15 protein-coding genes are annotated in these 15,143 nt (G+C 74.1%); 6 read left to right on the top strand and 9 right to left on the bottom strand.

Annotated elements, in window-relative coordinates; genetic code table 11:
- Window positions 1-90 precede the first annotated feature (90 nt).
- Window positions 91-933, top strand: a complete 843-nt coding sequence (locus tag AB0637_RS17570; RefSeq protein ID WP_366173861.1) for a helix-turn-helix transcriptional regulator — start codon at window positions 91-93, stop codon at window positions 931-933.
- On the opposite strand, the gene AB0637_RS17575 is transcribed toward AB0637_RS17570, so the two are convergent.
- The 3 genes from AB0637_RS17575 to AB0637_RS17585 are packed head-to-tail and all read right to left on the bottom strand — an operon-like array spanning window position 896 to window position 3,590.
- Complete coding sequence (locus AB0637_RS17575) at window positions 896-1,423, bottom strand: GNAT family N-acetyltransferase (protein ID WP_366173862.1); 528 nt, start codon at window positions 1,421-1,423, stop codon at window positions 896-898. The two genes, AB0637_RS17570 and AB0637_RS17575, sit on opposite strands and share 38 nt — an antisense overlap.
- Window positions 1,420-1,938, bottom strand: coding sequence for a GNAT family N-acetyltransferase (locus AB0637_RS17580; protein ID WP_366173863.1), 519 nt, complete (start codon window positions 1,936-1,938; stop codon window positions 1,420-1,422). Before AB0637_RS17580 ends, AB0637_RS17575 begins: the two co-directional genes overlap by 4 nt.
- A gap of 29 nt (window positions 1,939-1,967) precedes the next feature.
- On the bottom strand, window positions 1,968-3,590 hold the full coding sequence (locus AB0637_RS17585) for an FAD-dependent monooxygenase (RefSeq protein ID WP_366173864.1): 1,623 nt from the start codon (window positions 3,588-3,590) through the stop codon (window positions 1,968-1,970).
- A gap of 106 nt (window positions 3,591-3,696) precedes the next feature.
- On the opposite strand from AB0637_RS17585, the gene AB0637_RS17590 reads away from it, so the two are divergent.
- The gene (locus AB0637_RS17590; RefSeq protein WP_366173866.1) at window positions 3,697-3,885 is read left to right on the top strand and encodes a hypothetical protein; all 189 of its coding nucleotides are present in this window, start codon (window positions 3,697-3,699) and stop codon (window positions 3,883-3,885) included.
- Between the two features lie 24 nt (window positions 3,886-3,909).
- On the opposite strand, the gene AB0637_RS17595 is transcribed toward AB0637_RS17590, so the two are convergent.
- From AB0637_RS17595 to AB0637_RS17605, 3 genes are all read right to left on the bottom strand, one after another.
- Entirely contained in the window at window positions 3,910-4,704 is a 795-nt protein-coding gene (locus tag AB0637_RS17595; protein WP_366173868.1) for an SDR family oxidoreductase, read from the bottom strand.
- 171 nt (window positions 4,705-4,875) lie between these two features.
- Window positions 4,876-5,220: a hypothetical protein gene (locus AB0637_RS17600; RefSeq protein ID WP_366173870.1), complete on the bottom strand. Its 345-nt coding sequence runs from the start codon at window positions 5,218-5,220 to the stop codon at window positions 4,876-4,878.
- A 142-nt stretch (window positions 5,221-5,362) separates the two neighbouring features.
- On the bottom strand, window positions 5,363-6,055 hold the full coding sequence (locus AB0637_RS17605; protein ID WP_366173871.1) for a FadR/GntR family transcriptional regulator: 693 nt from the start codon (window positions 6,053-6,055) through the stop codon (window positions 5,363-5,365).
- A gap of 102 nt (window positions 6,056-6,157) precedes the next feature.
- On the opposite strand from AB0637_RS17605, the gene aspA reads away from it, so the two are divergent.
- The 3 genes from aspA to AB0637_RS17620 are packed head-to-tail and all read left to right on the top strand — an operon-like array spanning window position 6,158 to window position 10,009.
- The gene (aspA, locus tag AB0637_RS17610) at window positions 6,158-7,612 is read left to right on the top strand and encodes an aspartate ammonia-lyase (protein ID WP_366173872.1); all 1,455 of its coding nucleotides are present in this window, start codon (window positions 6,158-6,160) and stop codon (window positions 7,610-7,612) included.
- Window positions 7,609-9,069, top strand: coding sequence for an amino acid permease (locus tag AB0637_RS17615; RefSeq protein WP_366173873.1), 1,461 nt, complete (start codon window positions 7,609-7,611; stop codon window positions 9,067-9,069). Before aspA ends, AB0637_RS17615 begins: the two co-directional genes overlap by 4 nt.
- 7 nt (window positions 9,070-9,076) lie before the next feature.
- A complete protein-coding gene (locus AB0637_RS17620) occupies window positions 9,077-10,009 on the top strand; it encodes an asparaginase (protein WP_366173874.1) in 933 nt (310 codons plus the stop codon).
- A 20-nt stretch (window positions 10,010-10,029) separates the two neighbouring features.
- On the opposite strand, the gene AB0637_RS17625 is transcribed toward AB0637_RS17620, so the two are convergent.
- From AB0637_RS17625 to AB0637_RS17635, 3 genes are read right to left on the bottom strand one after another with little or no spacing between them, the layout of a single operon-like run.
- Window positions 10,030-11,040, bottom strand: a complete 1,011-nt coding sequence (locus AB0637_RS17625) for an NAD(P)-dependent oxidoreductase (RefSeq protein WP_366173876.1) — start codon at window positions 11,038-11,040, stop codon at window positions 10,030-10,032.
- 31 nt (window positions 11,041-11,071) lie between these two features.
- On the bottom strand, window positions 11,072-12,664 hold the full coding sequence (locus AB0637_RS17630; RefSeq protein WP_366173877.1) for an FGGY-family carbohydrate kinase: 1,593 nt from the start codon (window positions 12,662-12,664) through the stop codon (window positions 11,072-11,074).
- A gap of 35 nt (window positions 12,665-12,699) precedes the next feature.
- Window positions 12,700-14,019, bottom strand: coding sequence for an MFS transporter (locus tag AB0637_RS17635; protein WP_366173879.1), 1,320 nt, complete (start codon window positions 14,017-14,019; stop codon window positions 12,700-12,702).
- Window positions 14,020-14,163: 144 nt separating this feature from the next.
- On the opposite strand from AB0637_RS17635, the gene AB0637_RS17640 reads away from it, so the two are divergent.
- Window positions 14,164-15,129, top strand: coding sequence for a sugar-binding domain-containing protein (locus tag AB0637_RS17640; RefSeq protein ID WP_366173880.1), 966 nt, complete (start codon window positions 14,164-14,166; stop codon window positions 15,127-15,129).
- Window positions 15,130-15,143 lie beyond the last annotated feature (14 nt).

Genomic DNA, 15,143 nt, shown 5'->3' on the forward strand with positions numbered 1-15,143 from the left:
CGCCGTGGGCCCCGACCCCAGGCAGCACCGGGCCGTTCCTGGGACTGCGGGGACCAGGCTGGTCCCGGGATCCGCGCCTAGGCTGGCCGTGTGCCGACGAACCCCCTGGGTGAGTTCCTCCGCGCCCGGCGCGAACTCCTCAACCCCAGCGACGTCGGGGTGCGGGTGACCGGAGTGCGCCGGACCCCGGGCCTGCGGCGCGAGGAGGTGGCGACGCTCGCGGGCATCAGCGCCGACTACTACCTGCGGCTCGAACAGGGCCGGGACCGGAACCCGTCGCGGCAGGTCCTGGAGGCCGTCGCGCGGGTCCTGCGGCTCGACGCCGCCGGTACCGACCACCTGCTGAGCCTGGTGGCCGCCGACCACCGGGCGCCGCGGCGACGCCCGCGGGACGTCGTCCCGCTCGGGACGCGGCAGCTCCTCGACGCGCTCGGCCTGCCGGCCTTCGTCGAGGACCGCGCCTTCGAGGTCCTCGCCGCGAACTCCCTCGCGACGGCCCTGTGGCCCTCGCTGCACGTCGGGCAGAACCGGCTGCGCGCGGTGTTCCTCGACGAGAGGGAGAGCGCACTCGTCCTCGACCCCGAGCAGGCGCGCGCGGGGATGGTCGCCGCGTTCCGCGCCTCCGTCGGGGCGGGGACCGACGACCCGCGGGTGGCACGGCTCGTCGGGCAGCTCTCCCTGGCCAGTGCGGAGTTCGCCCGGCTGTGGGCGCGGCACGACGTGCGCGACCTGGCCGGGGGGACGGCCCGTCTTCAGCACCCGGAGGTGGGCCTGCTGGAACTGCGCCGGGAGAAGCTGGCCGTGGGCGGGACCGACGGGCAGCTCCTCGTCGTCTACCACGCCGAACGCGGATCGGCGTCGGAGCAGGCCCTCGCCCTGCTCGGGTCGCTGGCGCTCAGCCGGACGCCGGGCGTGTCGGCACCGGGAACTTGAAACCCCGGTGCGACCCCGCGAACCCCAGCCGCTCGTAGAACCGGTGGGCGTCGGTGCGGGCGTTGTCGGACGTCAGCTGCACGAGCGAGGACCCCGTCGCAGGCGCGGCCACATCGGTGACCCAACGCATGAGCGCGGTCCCGATCCCGCTGGAGCGCAAGGTGCTGCGCACGCGGACGGCCTCGACGAGGAGGCGTGCGGAACCCCGTCGCGCCATCCCGGGGATGCGGGTGAGCTGGAACGTGCCGACGACGTCGCCGTCCACCTCGGCCACGAGGAGGTCGTTGGACGGGTCGGCGACGACCTCGAGCAGGGCCGCCCGGTAGAGCGGTTCGTCGTCGGCGTCGGCGCGGTCGCCGCGGGCGGCGCTGACGGGGTCGTCGGCCAGGAGCGCGACGAGCGCCGCGAGGTCGGACGCGTCGGCGCGGCGCAGCACGACGTCCCGGTCCCGGACGGGCAGGACCACGGGGAGCGTCAGCGCGGCGATCACCGGGCCACCTCCGTCGTGTCGCGGTCGAGCCGGAACGTCACCTGCTGCAGCCCCTGGGCGTCGACGTGGGTTCCCGTGCGGACGGCGCCGAGCCGCTCCACGGACCGTTGCGACCGGAGGTTGTCGGCGTGGACGGTGAACAGGACCGTCGGCAGGTGAGCGAACGCGTGACCGAGCATCAGCCGTTTCACCTCCCCGTTCCACGTGCCGCCCCAGCGCGACCGCGCCAGGAACGTCCAGCCGATCTCCACCGCGTCCGTGCCGCGCAGGACGTACCGGGAGGTGCCGAACACGGCACCGTCGGACCGGTCCTCGGCCGCGAGGGCACCCCCCGACGACATCGCGTCCTCGAACCAGGCTCGGAACACGGGTTCCTCGGTCCGGTCCTTCGCGGGGTGCTGCTCCCACAGCAGCGGGTCGGAGGCGATGCGGCGCAGGATGTCCGCGTCGTCCGCCCGCAGCGGCCGGAGGCGGACGAGCTCGCTGGTGAGCACGGGTTGCCGGTCGAACTCCATGCCCGGACGCTACCGCCGTGCCCGTGGGTTCAGGTGCGCAGGTGGTGGGCGCGGAACGCCGCCCGCAGGACCTCGACGTCGAGGGCTCCCCCGCTCGTGGGGACGGCCGCGGCGACGAAACCGTCGGGACGCACGAGGTAGGTCCGGTCCATCCGCAGGCGGCCGGTCGGGTCGGCGCGGAAGGTGTGCGGGCCCTCGACCCAGTCCGGCAGGTCCGCGGGTCGCGCGGGGCGACCGCCGTGGGAGTGCAGTTGCCACGCCATGGAGCGCAGGGCGGGGCGGTTCTCGTCGGTGGGCAGCAGCCGCCGTCCGACGGCGGGATCGTCGGCCCAGGCGGGCGAGGATCCGGCGGCGAAGGAGTAGCGGATCCGGTACTGCCCCAGGTACCCGGCGGCCCGCCGACCGACGGGTGTCCTGACGCCGCGGGCGGCCAGCGGGGCGGCCACCGCCGCGAAACCTCGCCGCAGCAGGGCGGTGCCGCGGTTCCCCCGGCCCACGACGCCGAACACGCGGTCGGTGGAACGGACCAGCCGCAGGGCCACCCGTCGACGTTCCCGCTCGTACCGGTCGAGGGCCGCCACGCCGACGTGGCCGTGGACCACGTCGGCCAGGAGGTTCGCGAGGTCGTGGGCGTCCTGCAGCCCGGTGTTCATCCCCTGACCGCCGACCGGGGAGTGCACGTGCGCGGCGTCGCCGGCGAGGAACACCGCTCCCCGGCGGAAGCCCTCCGCGACACGGTGGTGGACCCGGTAGGTGGAGAACCAGTCCACGGACGTGTGGCCGACACCGAGGTCCGCTCGGGCGGTGGCGAGCGCCTCGTCCGCCGTCACGTCCTCGTCGCGGGCGATGGAGATCGCCCGGGCGTGCCCACCCGGACCGAGCGGGTAGAAGACCCCGAAACCCCGGCGCCCCGCCCGCATCGTCAGGGCGTCCTCCGGGAGGCCGGTGGCCCCCCGCACGTCCGCCACCCAGAAGACCGCGTCGTCGGTGACGCCGTCGAAGGCCAGGCCGAGGGAACGCCGCACGAACGAGCCCGCCCCGTCCGCCCCGACGCACCAGCGGGCCCGGACCCGGGTCAGCCCGTCGGGCCCGTCGAGGAGCGCGAGGACGCGACCGTCGGATTCGGCCGTCCGGTCGTCGAGGCCGGTGAGGTGGTGGTTCCACCGGACGTCCCGGCCGGTCGCGGTGAGGGCCTCGACGAGCAGTTCCTCGGTGCGGCTCTGCTCGAGGACGTGCAACCCGGGGAACGGGGTGCGACCCTCCTGGGCCGCGGCGAGGTCGACCAGTGCGGGACGTCCGACGGGGCCGATCTGCACCCGGGCGGCGCGGTGCGCGCGGGCGAGGAACTCCTCGGCCAGACCCAGCTGGTCGTAGACCTCCACCGTCCGCGCCTGCACCGCCAGGGCTCGCGACTCCCGAGTGGGACCGGCCTCGCGGTCGACGAGGACGGCGGACACACCGCGGCGGGCCAGGACGAGCGCGGCCAGGAGGCCCGTCGGCCCGGCGCCCACGACGAGGACGTCGGTGTCCTCGACGGGGAGGGTGTCCAGCACGTCCGCGGGGGGCGTCCCGAACCAGCCGGGGCCCTGGTTCGGGCGGTCCTCCGGCGGACGCAGGTGGTCCGCGTACGGGGGACCGGAGGGTTCGGGCACGGCCTCAGGATGCTCGCCCCCGCCACCCGGTGCCAGATCGGCCGCCGACTCCCGCGCCGGGGTGACCGGTGGGACAGTGGACGTCCACCGTCACCGGGAGAGCACCATGACCTTCCTCGTCGTCTCGATCGTCGCCGTCGCCCTGCTGCTGGTCGCGCTCGTGGTGTTCCTCGCGGTCCGCGACCGCGGTCGGGACCGCTCCTCGCGCGAGGCCCAGCACCGCGACGACTACGACATCGCCGGCCGCGGCGGTGCCACGTTCCACGCGCACAACACGCCCGGCCCGGGCGCCTGAGCCCGACGCGACCCCCGGCCGGGGTCAGCGGTCCCCGGCACCGGCCGGCGGGGTGACGCGCACGGCGTCGGACAGGAACTTGACGCCGGCCTGACCCGTGTAGCCGCCGTCGACGGCGATCTCCGCACCCGAGACGTAGCGCGACTCGTCGCTGACGAGGTAGACGACGAGGTGCGCGACGTCGTCGACCGTCCCCACCGTCCCGAGCGGGTTGGCCTGGACCTGCGCCGCCCGGAAGGCGGCGGGGGCGTCGGCCACCATCGGGGTCTCGACGTAGCCGGGGTGGACGAGGTTGGAGCGGATGCCCAGCGGTCCCAGTTCGACGCTGGCGACCCGCGCGAGCCCTCGCACCGCCCACTTCGAGGCGGTGTAGGCCGCCGTGTAGTGCGGCACGAGGGCGGCTGAGCTGCCGATCGTCACGATCGAGGACCCCGGCGGCATGAGCGGCACGAGGGCCTGGATGCCCAGCAGTGGTCCGGTGGTGTTGACCCGGAACATCCGCTCCCAGTCGGCGAGCTCGACGTCGAGCAGCCGCGCCCGGTGGGTGAGCCCCGCGTTGTTGACGAGACCGTCGACGCGGCCGTGCCGCTCCCCCAGGTCCTGCGACAGCGCGGTCCACGCGGTGCGGTCGGTCACGTCGAGGCGGCGGTACTCGATGCCGGGGGCGTCGAGGCCCCCCGCGGCGACGTCCGCCGGGTCCACGACGTCCGTCGCGACGACCCGGGCGCCTTCCCGGGCCAGCGCCCTCGCCTCGGCCGCCCCCTGCCCGCGGGCCGCGCCCGTCACGACGACGACCTTGTCCTGCACGCGTCCGCTCACCGTTGCCTCCAGGCGTGGACCGGCCCGCCGCGGGTCGGCTCCACGATGGTGCACGAGAACCACCACCGGGGTCAGGACCCGCGGGCGGTGCGCCTGCGGACGCGCACGAGCGGTTCGTCGCGGCGGGGTCCGGCAGCCACCCACCGTGGCGCAGCGGAGCGGGCGGTCGGGTCAGCCGTAGACGTCCACCCCGTGGTCGTCGACCCGGGGCGCGGGCGTGACGGTCGGGACCTGCTGACGCGCGGTCCGGGCCTCGTCCCGCTGCCGCTGCACCTCCGCCTTCTCGGCCGCGAGCGCCGCCACGGCCTGGGCCACGGCCTGGGCGGCCGCCTCGAGCTCGGCGCGGTCGACCTTCAGGGTGTCCTCGTCGGCGTGGTCGGTCACGTCACCGACGAGCTCGTCCTGGGCCTCTGCGTAGGCCCGGTTCGCCTCTCGCAACGCCTTCTCGGCGGGCGAACCGCCGTGACCGGGCTGCGCGACGGACGCCAGGCTGGTGCCGCTGACGCTGATGCTCACGTCGTGTCCCTCCTCGCGGAACGCCGGAGCAGGGTGCCCCGGTGAGTCGCTCCACCGGTCCATCGACTCCTGCGGCGTGATCTCCAGGAGGCCCCGCCTTCCGGGGCCCGGTCCCCTCCGGGCGGCCGAGCGGCCGGAGGTGTCAGCCGCGGTCGGTGAGAGCCCGCAACGCGGACCCGACGGCGTCGAGGTGCGCGCTCATGGCGTCGCGGGCGGCCGCGTCGTCGCGGGTGGCGATGGCCTCGACGATCCGGGCGTGCTCGTCGTCGGAGTGGTCGCGGCGGTCCGGCAGCAGGTTGAGGGCCTGCGACTGCGCCGTCGACGCCTCGCGGACGGCGGCGAGCACCGACTCGATGACCCGGTTCCGGGAGGCCTGGGCGATGAGCCCGTGCAGCCGGCCGTCGAGCGCGGCCCACTCCTGCGGGTCCGGTTCCCCGCGCATGGCCTCGACGAGCTCGCGCAGTTCGGTGAGCTCGGAGTCGCTGTGGCGCAACGCGGCCCAGCCCGCGGCGGGGACCTCGACGAGGGGTCGGGCCTCGAGCAGCTCGGAGGCGGCGAAGGACCCGAAGACGGGGTCCGGTTCGACCCGGTCGTGCACGACGAAGGACCCCAGACCCGTGCGGGGTTCGGTGAGGCCGAGGGCGTGGCAGGAGCGCAGCGCCTCGCGGACCACCGACCGGGAGACCCCGTGCCGCTCGGCGAGGGCGGCCTCGGACGGCAGGCGGGTGCCGACGGGCAGCTCGCCGCTGAGGATCGCCTCGCGCAGGTCCGCGAAGACGGCCTCGGCCGCGCCGACGCGGGCGACGGCGGGCGCACGGTCGGCCCAGGAAGTCATGGCCCCCATGATGCGGTGGCCCTTGACGGGGCGGGGACGCCTCCCCCATTCTCGTCTCACCTGTCAGACAGCCAGACAGGTTCAGCGAAGGGACCCGATGTCGTGACCCGCTCCGCCCCCGACACCCGCACCGAGCACGACCTGCTCGGCGAACGGCAGGTGCCCACCGACGCGTACTGGGGGATCCACACCCTGCGCGCGGTGGAGAACTTCCCCATCACCGGTCGCACCATCGGCCAGGACCCCCACCTCGTGCGGGCCCTCGCCGACGTCAAGCAGGCCGCCACCCTGGCCAACCGGGAACTGGGCGTCCTCGACGCGCAGCGGGCCGACGCGATCGTCGCGGCGTGCCGCGAGATCGCGGACGGGGCGCTGCACGAGCAGTTCGTCGTCGACGTCGTCCAGGGCGGCGCCGGCACCTCGACGAACATGAACGCCAACGAGGTCGTCGCGAACCGGGCGCTGGAACTGCTCGGCCACCCCCGGGGCGACTACGTGCACTGCCACCCCAACGCGCACGTCAACGCCTCGCAGTCGACGAACGACGTCTACCCGACGGCCGTGAACATCGCGACGCGCCGCTGGATCGTGGCGCTGGCCACCGAGCTCGAACGGCTCCGCGACGCCTTCGCCGCCAAGGCCGCCGAGTTCCGCGACGTCGTGAAGATGGGGCGTACGCAGCTCCAGGACGCCGTGCCCATGACGCTCGGCCAGGAGTTCGCGACCTACTCGGTCATGCTCACCGAGGACCTCGCCCGGCTGCGCGAGTCCGCCGACCTGCTCCTGGAGGTGAACCTCGGCGCGACGGCCGTCGGCACGGGCCTCAACGCGCCCGTCGGGTACGCCGACCTCGCCGTTCGGCACCTGGCGCACATCACCGGGTACGACCTCGTGAGTTCCCCCGACCTCGTCGAGGCCACCCAGGACGTCGGGCAGTTCGTCCACCTCTCCGGTGTCCTCAAGCGGGTCGCGGTGAAGCTGTCGAAGGTCTGCAACGACCTCCGGTTGCTGTCCTCGGGGCCGCGCGCCGGGCTGGGCGAGATCAAGCTGCCGCCGGTGCAGGCCGGGTCCTCGATCATGCCCGGCAAGGTCAACCCGGTGATCCCCGAGGTCGTCAACCAGGTCGCGTTCCAGATCGTCGGGAACGACGTGACGATCTCGATGGCCGCCGAGGCGGGCCAGCTCCAGCTCAACGCCTTCGAACCCGTCATCGCCCAGCGGCTGTCCGAGGGTGCCCGGAACCTCACCCACGCCGTCGCGGTCCTCACCGACCGCTGCGTCGTGGGCATCACGACCGACCCCGCGCTGCTGCGGGCCCGGGTCGAGAACTCGATCGGGCTCGCCACGGCCCTCAACCCGCGGATCGGCTACGAGGCCGCCACCCGCATCGCCACCGAGGCCGCGCTGACGGGTGCCTCCGTCGCCGACCTCGTCCTCGCCGCCGGCCTCCTCGGTCGCGAGGAGCTCGAGGAACTGCTCAAGCCCGAGAACCTCACCGCCCAGAAGATCCAGACCACCCCGACGACCTCCCCTTCGAACCAGGAGTCCTCTCGATGACGACCGAGCTCCCCGACCGCACCACCACGGCGTCCACGGCGCCGGAGTCGCTCTACCGCAAGGAACTGCGGCCACGTCAGGTCCAGATGATCGCCATCGGCGGCGCCATCGGGACCGGGTTGTTCATGGGCGCCGGTGGCCGGCTCGCCGGGGCCGGACCGGCGCTGGTCGGCGTCTACGCCGTCTGCGGGTTCTTCGGCTTCCTCATCCTGCGCGCCCTCGGCGAACTCGTCGTGCACCGGCCGACGTCGGGGTCCTTCGTGTCGTACGCCCGGGAGTTCTTCGGCGAGCGCACCGCGTTCGTCGCGGGCTGGTTGTACTGGCTGAACTGGGCCACGACGGCGGTGGTCGACGTGACCGCCGTCGCGCTCTACATGAACTTCTTCGGCCGCTACTGGGCACCGGTCGCGTCGGTCGACCAGTGGGTCTGGGCCCTGGCCGCGATCGTCGTCGTCCTCGCCCTGAACCTGCTCTCGGTGAAGGTGTTCGGGGAGCTGGAGTTCTGGTTCGCGCTCCTCAAGGTCGGCACCCTCGCGGTGTTCCTCGTCGTGGGCACGTGGTTCGTGGTGTTCGGCGAGCCGATCGACGGGCAGCAGCCCGGGTTCGGGCTCATCGAGGCCAACGGCGGCTGGCTGCCGAACGGCCTGCTGCCGGCCGTCGTCGTCATCCAGGGCGTCGTCTTCGCCTACGCCTCCATCGAGCTCGTCGGGACGACGGCCGGTGAGGTCGAGGAACCGCAGAAGGTCATCCCGCGGGCCATCAACACGGTCATCGTCCGCATCGTCGTGTTCTACGTCGGGTCCGTCCTGCTCCTCGCGCTGCTGCTGCCGTTCGACACCTATGAGAAGGGCGTCAGCCCGTTCGTCACGTTCTTCTCCCACGTCGGGGTCGGGGGCGTCGACGCGTTCGTGAACCTCGTCGTGCTGACGGCGGCGCTGTCCTCGCTCAACGCCGGGCTCTACTCGACCGGCCGGATCCTGCACTCCATGGCGCACACGGGGTCCGCCCCCGCCTTCGCCGGCCGGGTGAACCGCAACGGCGTCCCCTACGGCGGGATCGCGCTGACCGTCGTCGTCGCCCTCTTCGGCGTCGTGCTCAACGCGCTGGTGCCGGCCGACGCGTTCGAGATCGTGCTGAACATCGCCGCCATCGGCATCGTCAGCGCCTGGGGCGTCATCGTCCTGTGCCAGCTGCGGCTGTGGTCCTGGGCCAAGGAGGGTCGCATCCCGCGGCCGGCGTTCCGGATGCCGTTCGCGCCGTGGAGCGGGTACGCGACGCTGGTGTTCCTCGTCACCGTCCTCGTCCTCATGGCGTTCGACCACCCCGTCGGCACGTGGACGATCGGGTCGCTCGTCGTCATCGTCCCGCTGCTGGCCCTCGGGTGGCGCGCCGCGAAGCCGCGTGTGGAAGCGTTGGCCCGCCAGCAGCAGCACCAGCCGAACGACCTCCAGGACTGAGGAGCCCATGACCCCGTCGCCGGACCCGCTCGTGGTGGTCGTCGCCACCGGTGGAACGATCGCGAGCACCGTCGGCCACGACGGGGTCAGCAGCCCCACCCACGACGGCGGCAGCCTCGTCGGACCGGCCGCGGAGGCCGCGGGGGTGCGGGTCCGGCTCGTCGAGGCCCTGCGCGTCGACTCCTCGACCCTCACCCTCGCCGACGCGTGGACGATCGCGCGCGCCGTCCACGACGCCCTGGCCGACACCGCGGTCGCGGGGGTCGTCGTCCTGCACGGCACGGACTCCCTCGAGGAGACGGCGTACCTGCTCGACCTGCACACCACCGACGCCCGGCCCGTCGTGCTCACCGGGTCCCAGCGCACGAGCGACCACGACGACCCCGACGCCCCGGCCAACCTCCTGCTCGCGCTGCGCACCGCGGCCGGACGGGCCAGCGGGGTGCGGGTGGCCTTCGGCGGCCGGGTCCTGCCGGCCGCGGGGATCGTCAAGCGGCACACCACCGACCTCGACGCCTTCGCGAGCCCGGACGGCCCCCTCCCCCACCAACCCCTGACCGGGCTGGACGGGGACGGACCGTGGCCACGGGTCGACGTCGTCGCCCTGCACCCCGGCGCCGACGGGGTGCTCCTCGACGCGTGCGTCGCGGCCGGAGCCCGCGGGATCGTGCTGCAGGGACTCGGGTCGGGGAACGCGACGACCGCCGTCGTCGCGGCCGTCGGCCGTGCCACCGCGGCCGGGGTGACCGTCGTCCTGACGACCCGGGTCGCGGCGGGCCCGGTCGCCACGACGTACGGCGACGGCGGGGGCGGGGCCGACCTCGCGGCCGCCGGCGCCGTCCCCGCGGGCCGGCTCAAGGCCGGCCAGGCGCGGGTGCTGCTGGCGGCGCTGCTGCGGTCCGGGGCCGACGTGGCGGACGGGTTCGCCGCGCGCGGCTGACGGACCTCGGCGCGGAAGGCTCAGACGCGGCTGTCCGCCTCCAGCACAGCGGGGTTGGCGACGGCGGCCGGTCGCTCCCCCGCGACCCAGGCCCGGAGTCCGCGCTCGGCGATCCGGGAGTGCTCGAGGACGACGTCGTCCGACGCGCCCCCGATGTGGGGCGTGACGGTGACGTTGTCCAGCGCCAGCAGCGGGTGGTCGGCGGGGACGGGTTCGGTCCAGAAGACGTCGAGCCCGGCGCCGGCGATCCGGCCCTCGCGCAGGGCGTCGACGAGCGCGTCCTCCTCGACGACGGCCGCCCGCCCGGCGTTGACGAGGTAGGCGTCGCGGCGCATGAGGCGCAGTTCGCGGTCCCCGATGAGTCCGATGGTCGACTCGGCCAGCGGGACGTGGACGGTGACGACGTCCGCGCTCGACAGGAGCTCGTCGAGCTCGACGACCCGGGCCTCGTCGCCGAACGCGTCGGGGGCGAGGAAGGGGTCGTGGACGAGGACCTCCATGCCGAAGGCGCGGGCGCGGCGCAGCATGCGGCGGCCGATCGCGCCGCCGCCCAGGATGCCGAGGGTCCGGCCGGACAGGCCGATGCCGCGGAACGCGGAGTACGGCTCGAAGACGTCCTCGGGTGACCAGGCCCCGCTGCGCAGCCACCGTTCGGCGCGGCCGGTGTGCCGGACCGTCATGAGCAGCAGGGTGAAGGCGAGGTCGGCCGTGACGTCGGCGTTGCGCGCCGGGGTGGTCAGGACGACGACCCCGGCGGCCGTGCACGCCGGGACGTCCACGTTCACCGGGTTCGCCCGGCACGAGACCACGGCGCGCAGGTTGGGGGCCTTGGCCAGCGTCGCCTCGTCGACGACGTCGACCTCGCAGACGATCGCGGTGGCCCGGGCCAGGTCGTCGTCGATCCCCCGCTGCGCCAGGGAGTCCCCGGCCAGGGACGGTTCCCGGCGCACGACGTCGAAGACGTCGCCGAGGGCCTGCGCGCGGGCGGGGTCGAAGGGGGCGGTGACGAGCAGGACGGGACGTTCGGACACGGGTCCTCCTGGGGTGGGGCGGGTCGGGTGGTCAGGGGTGGACGGCGAGGGCCGGTGCGGGGCCGGGGGACGCGGTGCGCGCGGCGGCGACGTCCTGGGCCGCCGCCTGGACGGCCCGCATCCCGGGCCAGTGGGGTCGCACGGCGGAGCGCACGGCGGCGAAGAGGTGGGCCTGCGCGTCGTGCAGGTCCCGGACCGCGGGGTCGGGATCGAAGGTCCGGGCATCGTCGCCGAAACCCCGCAGCGCGGCCCGCAGGTCAGGCGCGGCGCCCACGGCGACGAGGGCGAGGGCCGCCACCCCGCGGGCCCCGAGTTCGGCGGCCGTCGACCGGGCGATCACCCGTCCGGTCACGTCGGCGAGGACCTGGCAGACGACGTCGGACCGGGCCCCGCCGCCGCAGAGGCGGACGGTCGCGCCGGGCGCGATGCCGAGTTCCTCCATGCACTCCGCGAGCGAGAGGGCGATGCCCTCGTAGACGGCGCGCAGGAGTTCCCCGGGGCTGGTGCGGACGGTGACGTTGAGCCAGGCGGCCGACGCCGCCGTGTCGACGAAGGGGGCGCGTTCCCCGCTGACGCCGCCGTAGGGCAGGTACAGCACCCCGCCGGCGCCCGCGGGGACGGTGCGGACGAGTTCCTCGATCTGCGACCAGTCCAGGCCGGACAACCCGGTCGCCTCCCGGGCCCAGTCGAGGTTGGGCGTCCCGTTCATGGGAGCCAGGCACTCGACGACCTGCCGGCCCCGCCCCAGGTTCAGGGTGATGACCGGGACGTCCTGCCCCGCCGTCACCCCGTCCTGCACGGCCCCGACGAAGGCCGTCGTCCCCATGATCGCGTAGGCGTCCCCGGGCTGGGTGACCCCGAGCCCGACCCCGCCGGCGGGGGTGTCGACGAGACCGGTGGCGACGGGCAACCCGACCGGCAACCCGGTCTCGCGGGCGGCGGCGTCCTGGACGCGACCGGCGACGACGTCGGGCGGCGACAGCGGCGGCAGGAGCCGGCGGAACCGTTCGTGGCCCAGCCCCGCGAGGAGTTCGTCGGAGTACTCCCCCGTCGCGACGTCGAGGTAGGTGCGTGACGCCTCCGAGGCCTCGGTGCCGATCACCCCGGTCAGGCGGTACCGGATCCAGTCCTTGCAGTTCAGGTGCGTCACGGCGCGTTCCAGCAGGTCCGGCCGGGTGTCCTCGAGCTCCTCGAGGAGGACGGGGAGGGCTCCGGGGAACAACGCCGAACCGGTGGTCCGGCGCACCAGCGCCGCGCGACCGTCCGCCTCCCAGGCCGCGACGCGGTCGGAGGCGCGACCGTCCAGCCACAGGACCGCCGGCCCCACGGGCCGGCCGCCCGCGTCGACGAGCCAGGCACCGTCGCCCTGGCCCGTCACGCTCAGGCCCAGCAGCTCGATGCCGCCCGCGGTCTGACCGGCCTCCCCGAGGGCGGCCGAGATCGTCTGCGCGACAGCGGTCCACACCTCGTCCATGTCCTGCTCGGAGACGAGCGGGGCGGGTCGGCGGATGCGGACGGTCGAGCGGGCGGTCCCCAGGACGACGCCCGCGGTGCTGAGGACGACGGACTTCACCGACGTCGTGCCGGCATCGACCCCCAGGACGGCGGGAACGGGTGCGGTCACCGGGCTCCTCCTCTCGGGAGCTGTGCTGCGGGGCCTCAACCGGCGGCGGGTTCGTCGGCGAGCCGGGTGGAACGCTGAGGTTCCGGTCCGTGCCCGGGGGCCTCGACCCCGGCCTCGCGCAGGAGGAACGTCAGGAAGATGCCGACGACGTAGAGGGCCGCGAGGATCCAGACCACGGGCCCGATGCCCAGCGGGCCGACGAGCGCCGCGACGACGGGACCGCCGAAGTTGCTCAGACCGGCACCGAGGTTGAGGACCGCGACCGCGGCGGCCTTGTGCTGGGGGGCGAGCAGGGGGACGACGGCCGACAGGGGGACGTACATCCCGAGGGCCAGGCCGTAGAGGACGCCCAGGACCATGACGACTGCGTAGTTCGCGCCGACGGCCTGGGGCACGTAGTAGAACCCGAGGACGGTGATCGCGGTCGCCGCTCCGCCGCCCCAGGCGATGACGTTGATGCGGCCGAAGCGGTCCGAGGCGTACCCGGAGATGAGGTTCGCCGCGACGTTGGCCAGGAGCATCGTCCCCCAGATGGAGGACCACTCGGCCTGGCTGAACCCGATGGTCTTGACCATGTGCACGTTGAGGAACACGGCGAAGGAGTAGTACGAGATCGTGTTGATGAGGCGGACCGCGCCGCCGATGCCGACCTTGGGACGGTCCCGCATGATGGCGAACCCGCGCTTGAGCCCCTCGACCGTCTCCTCCCGCGTGACCTTGTGCGGCCCCGCCTTGGACTTCACGAGCACGGCGACCATGACGCCGGCGACGAGGACGAAGGCGAGCGAGGACCACAGGGTGGCGAGTTCACCGACGGGGTCGACGACCGCGGCGACGAAGTACCCGCTGATGACGCCCAGCCCCATGGCGTTGAAGAACCAGTACCAGCCGACGGCCTTGCCCATGACGGCGTCCGGGGTCTCCATGGTGACCCACACCAGGAAGCCGTAGGCGAAGAACGGGTATCCCACGGCGCGGACGGCGAACGTCGCGACCATCACCGCGTAGTTCTCCTGCATCACCCCCAGGCCGAGGAACGCGAGTTCGAACACCACCCAGATCGCCGCACCCGTGAGCATGACCCGGCGCGGGCCCCACGCCTCGGCGAGGGCGCCGGCCAGCCAGGCCGCCACGGCCACGACGATGCCGTAGGCGCTGAAGAGCCCCGCCACCTGGCCGCCGGAAAAACCGCGTTCGGTGAGGTAGGTCGACAGGAAGCTGAGCTCGATCCCGTCCCCGACCATGAACAGCATGAGGGCCACGAAGCCCCACAGGAGCACCCGCGAGATCCCCTGCCCGGCGAGGAAACGCGCCCACCGGGTCTGCGGCTCGGCTGCGGCACCGTTCGTCGTCATCTGACTCCTCCTCGAGTCTGAACATCCGTTCACATCGTGAACTACTGCTCATTCATTGAGGTTCGCCGATGCGGACCTGTCAAGCTCCTGCAGCCCTTGATCCGCCGCCACCCGGCGTGCACACTGCTGCACGGAGGTGCAGCGATGCGAACAAATGCGCAGGACGCTCTGCTCGGCAAGGTGGCCCGGCTCCACTACGAGCACGGCCTGACCCACGCCGAGATCGGCGAACTGCTCAGCCTCTCGCGGGTGAAGGTGACCCGGGTGCTGGCCGAGGCCCGGCGGACGGGGGTCGTGGAGATCACCGTCCACAGCGACGAGAGCCCCTTCGCCGACGTCGAGTCCGCGCTCGCGCGGCGCTTCGGACTGCTCAGCGCGCACGTCTGCCCGAGCTTCGGCCTCGGGGAGGAACGGTCACCGGGTTCCCTCGGCGTCACCGGGGCCGCGGCCCTCGCGGCCGTGCTGCCCCACGCGGGCCGGATCGCCGTCGGCCTGAGCACCGCGGTCGCCGCCAGCGTGGCGCACCTGCGCTACACCTCCGACGAGGCCGTGGAGGTGCTGCCGCTCGCCGGCAGCCGCGGGGGCCGGTCCAGCGACGCCAACCCCCACGAGGTCGCGGGCGCGTTGGCCCGCGCGATCGGGGGCACCGCCTACCACCTCCCCGCGCCCCTGCTCGCGACGACCCCGGAGGCCGCCCAGACGATCCGCGGGCTCGAGGAGGTCCGCGCGACCCTGGAGGCGGCGGCCGCCGCGGACGCCCTCGTCGTCGGCGTCGGCGGCACCGTCCGCGCCGCGCAGGCCCTGCGCCGGTCCGTGACCGAGGCCGAGTTCGAGGCGCTGCGCGACCTCGGCGCGGTCGGGGACGTCTCGGCCCGGTTCTTCGACGCCGACGGCGCGCCGGTGCTCGGGGCGGTCGACGACCGCGTCATCGGGCTCACCCTCGAGCAGATGCGCCGCATCCCCACCCGCGTCGGCATCGCCGGCGGCGCGGAGAAGCGCCTCCCCCTGTCCACCGCACTGCGCACCGGACTGGTCAACGTCGTCGTCACCGACATCGACAGCGCCCGGGCCGTCCTCACCGAACCCGTCGCGACGACCGCGACGGCCTGAGAACAAGGAGAACT

The organism is Kineococcus sp. NPDC059986 (assembly GCF_040702905.1).
Lineage (GTDB): Bacteria > Actinomycetota > Actinomycetes > Actinomycetales > Kineococcaceae > Kineococcus.

What these genes read in the sequence shown, in the direction of transcription:
- AB0637_RS17580 (WP_366173863.1), bottom strand. Translation starts at nt 1,938, where the DNA reads ATGGAGTTCGACCGGCAACCCGTGCTCACCAGCGAGCTCGTCCGCCTC.
- AB0637_RS17590 (WP_366173866.1), top strand. Translation starts at nt 3,697, where the DNA reads ATGACCTTCCTCGTCGTCTCGATCGTCGCCGTCGCCCTGCTGCTGGTC.
- AB0637_RS17605 (WP_366173871.1), bottom strand. Translation starts at nt 6,055, where the DNA reads ATGACTTCCTGGGCCGACCGTGCGCCCGCCGTCGCCCGCGTCGGCGCG.
- AB0637_RS17615 (WP_366173873.1), top strand. Translation starts at nt 7,609, where the DNA reads ATGACGACCGAGCTCCCCGACCGCACCACCACGGCGTCCACGGCGCCG.
- AB0637_RS17620 (WP_366173874.1), top strand. Translation starts at nt 9,077, where the DNA reads ATGACCCCGTCGCCGGACCCGCTCGTGGTGGTCGTCGCCACCGGTGGA.
- AB0637_RS17635 (WP_366173879.1), bottom strand. Translation starts at nt 14,019, where the DNA reads ATGACGACGAACGGTGCCGCAGCCGAGCCGCAGACCCGGTGGGCGCGT.
- AB0637_RS17640 (WP_366173880.1), top strand. Translation starts at nt 14,164, where the DNA reads ATGCGAACAAATGCGCAGGACGCTCTGCTCGGCAAGGTGGCCCGGCTC.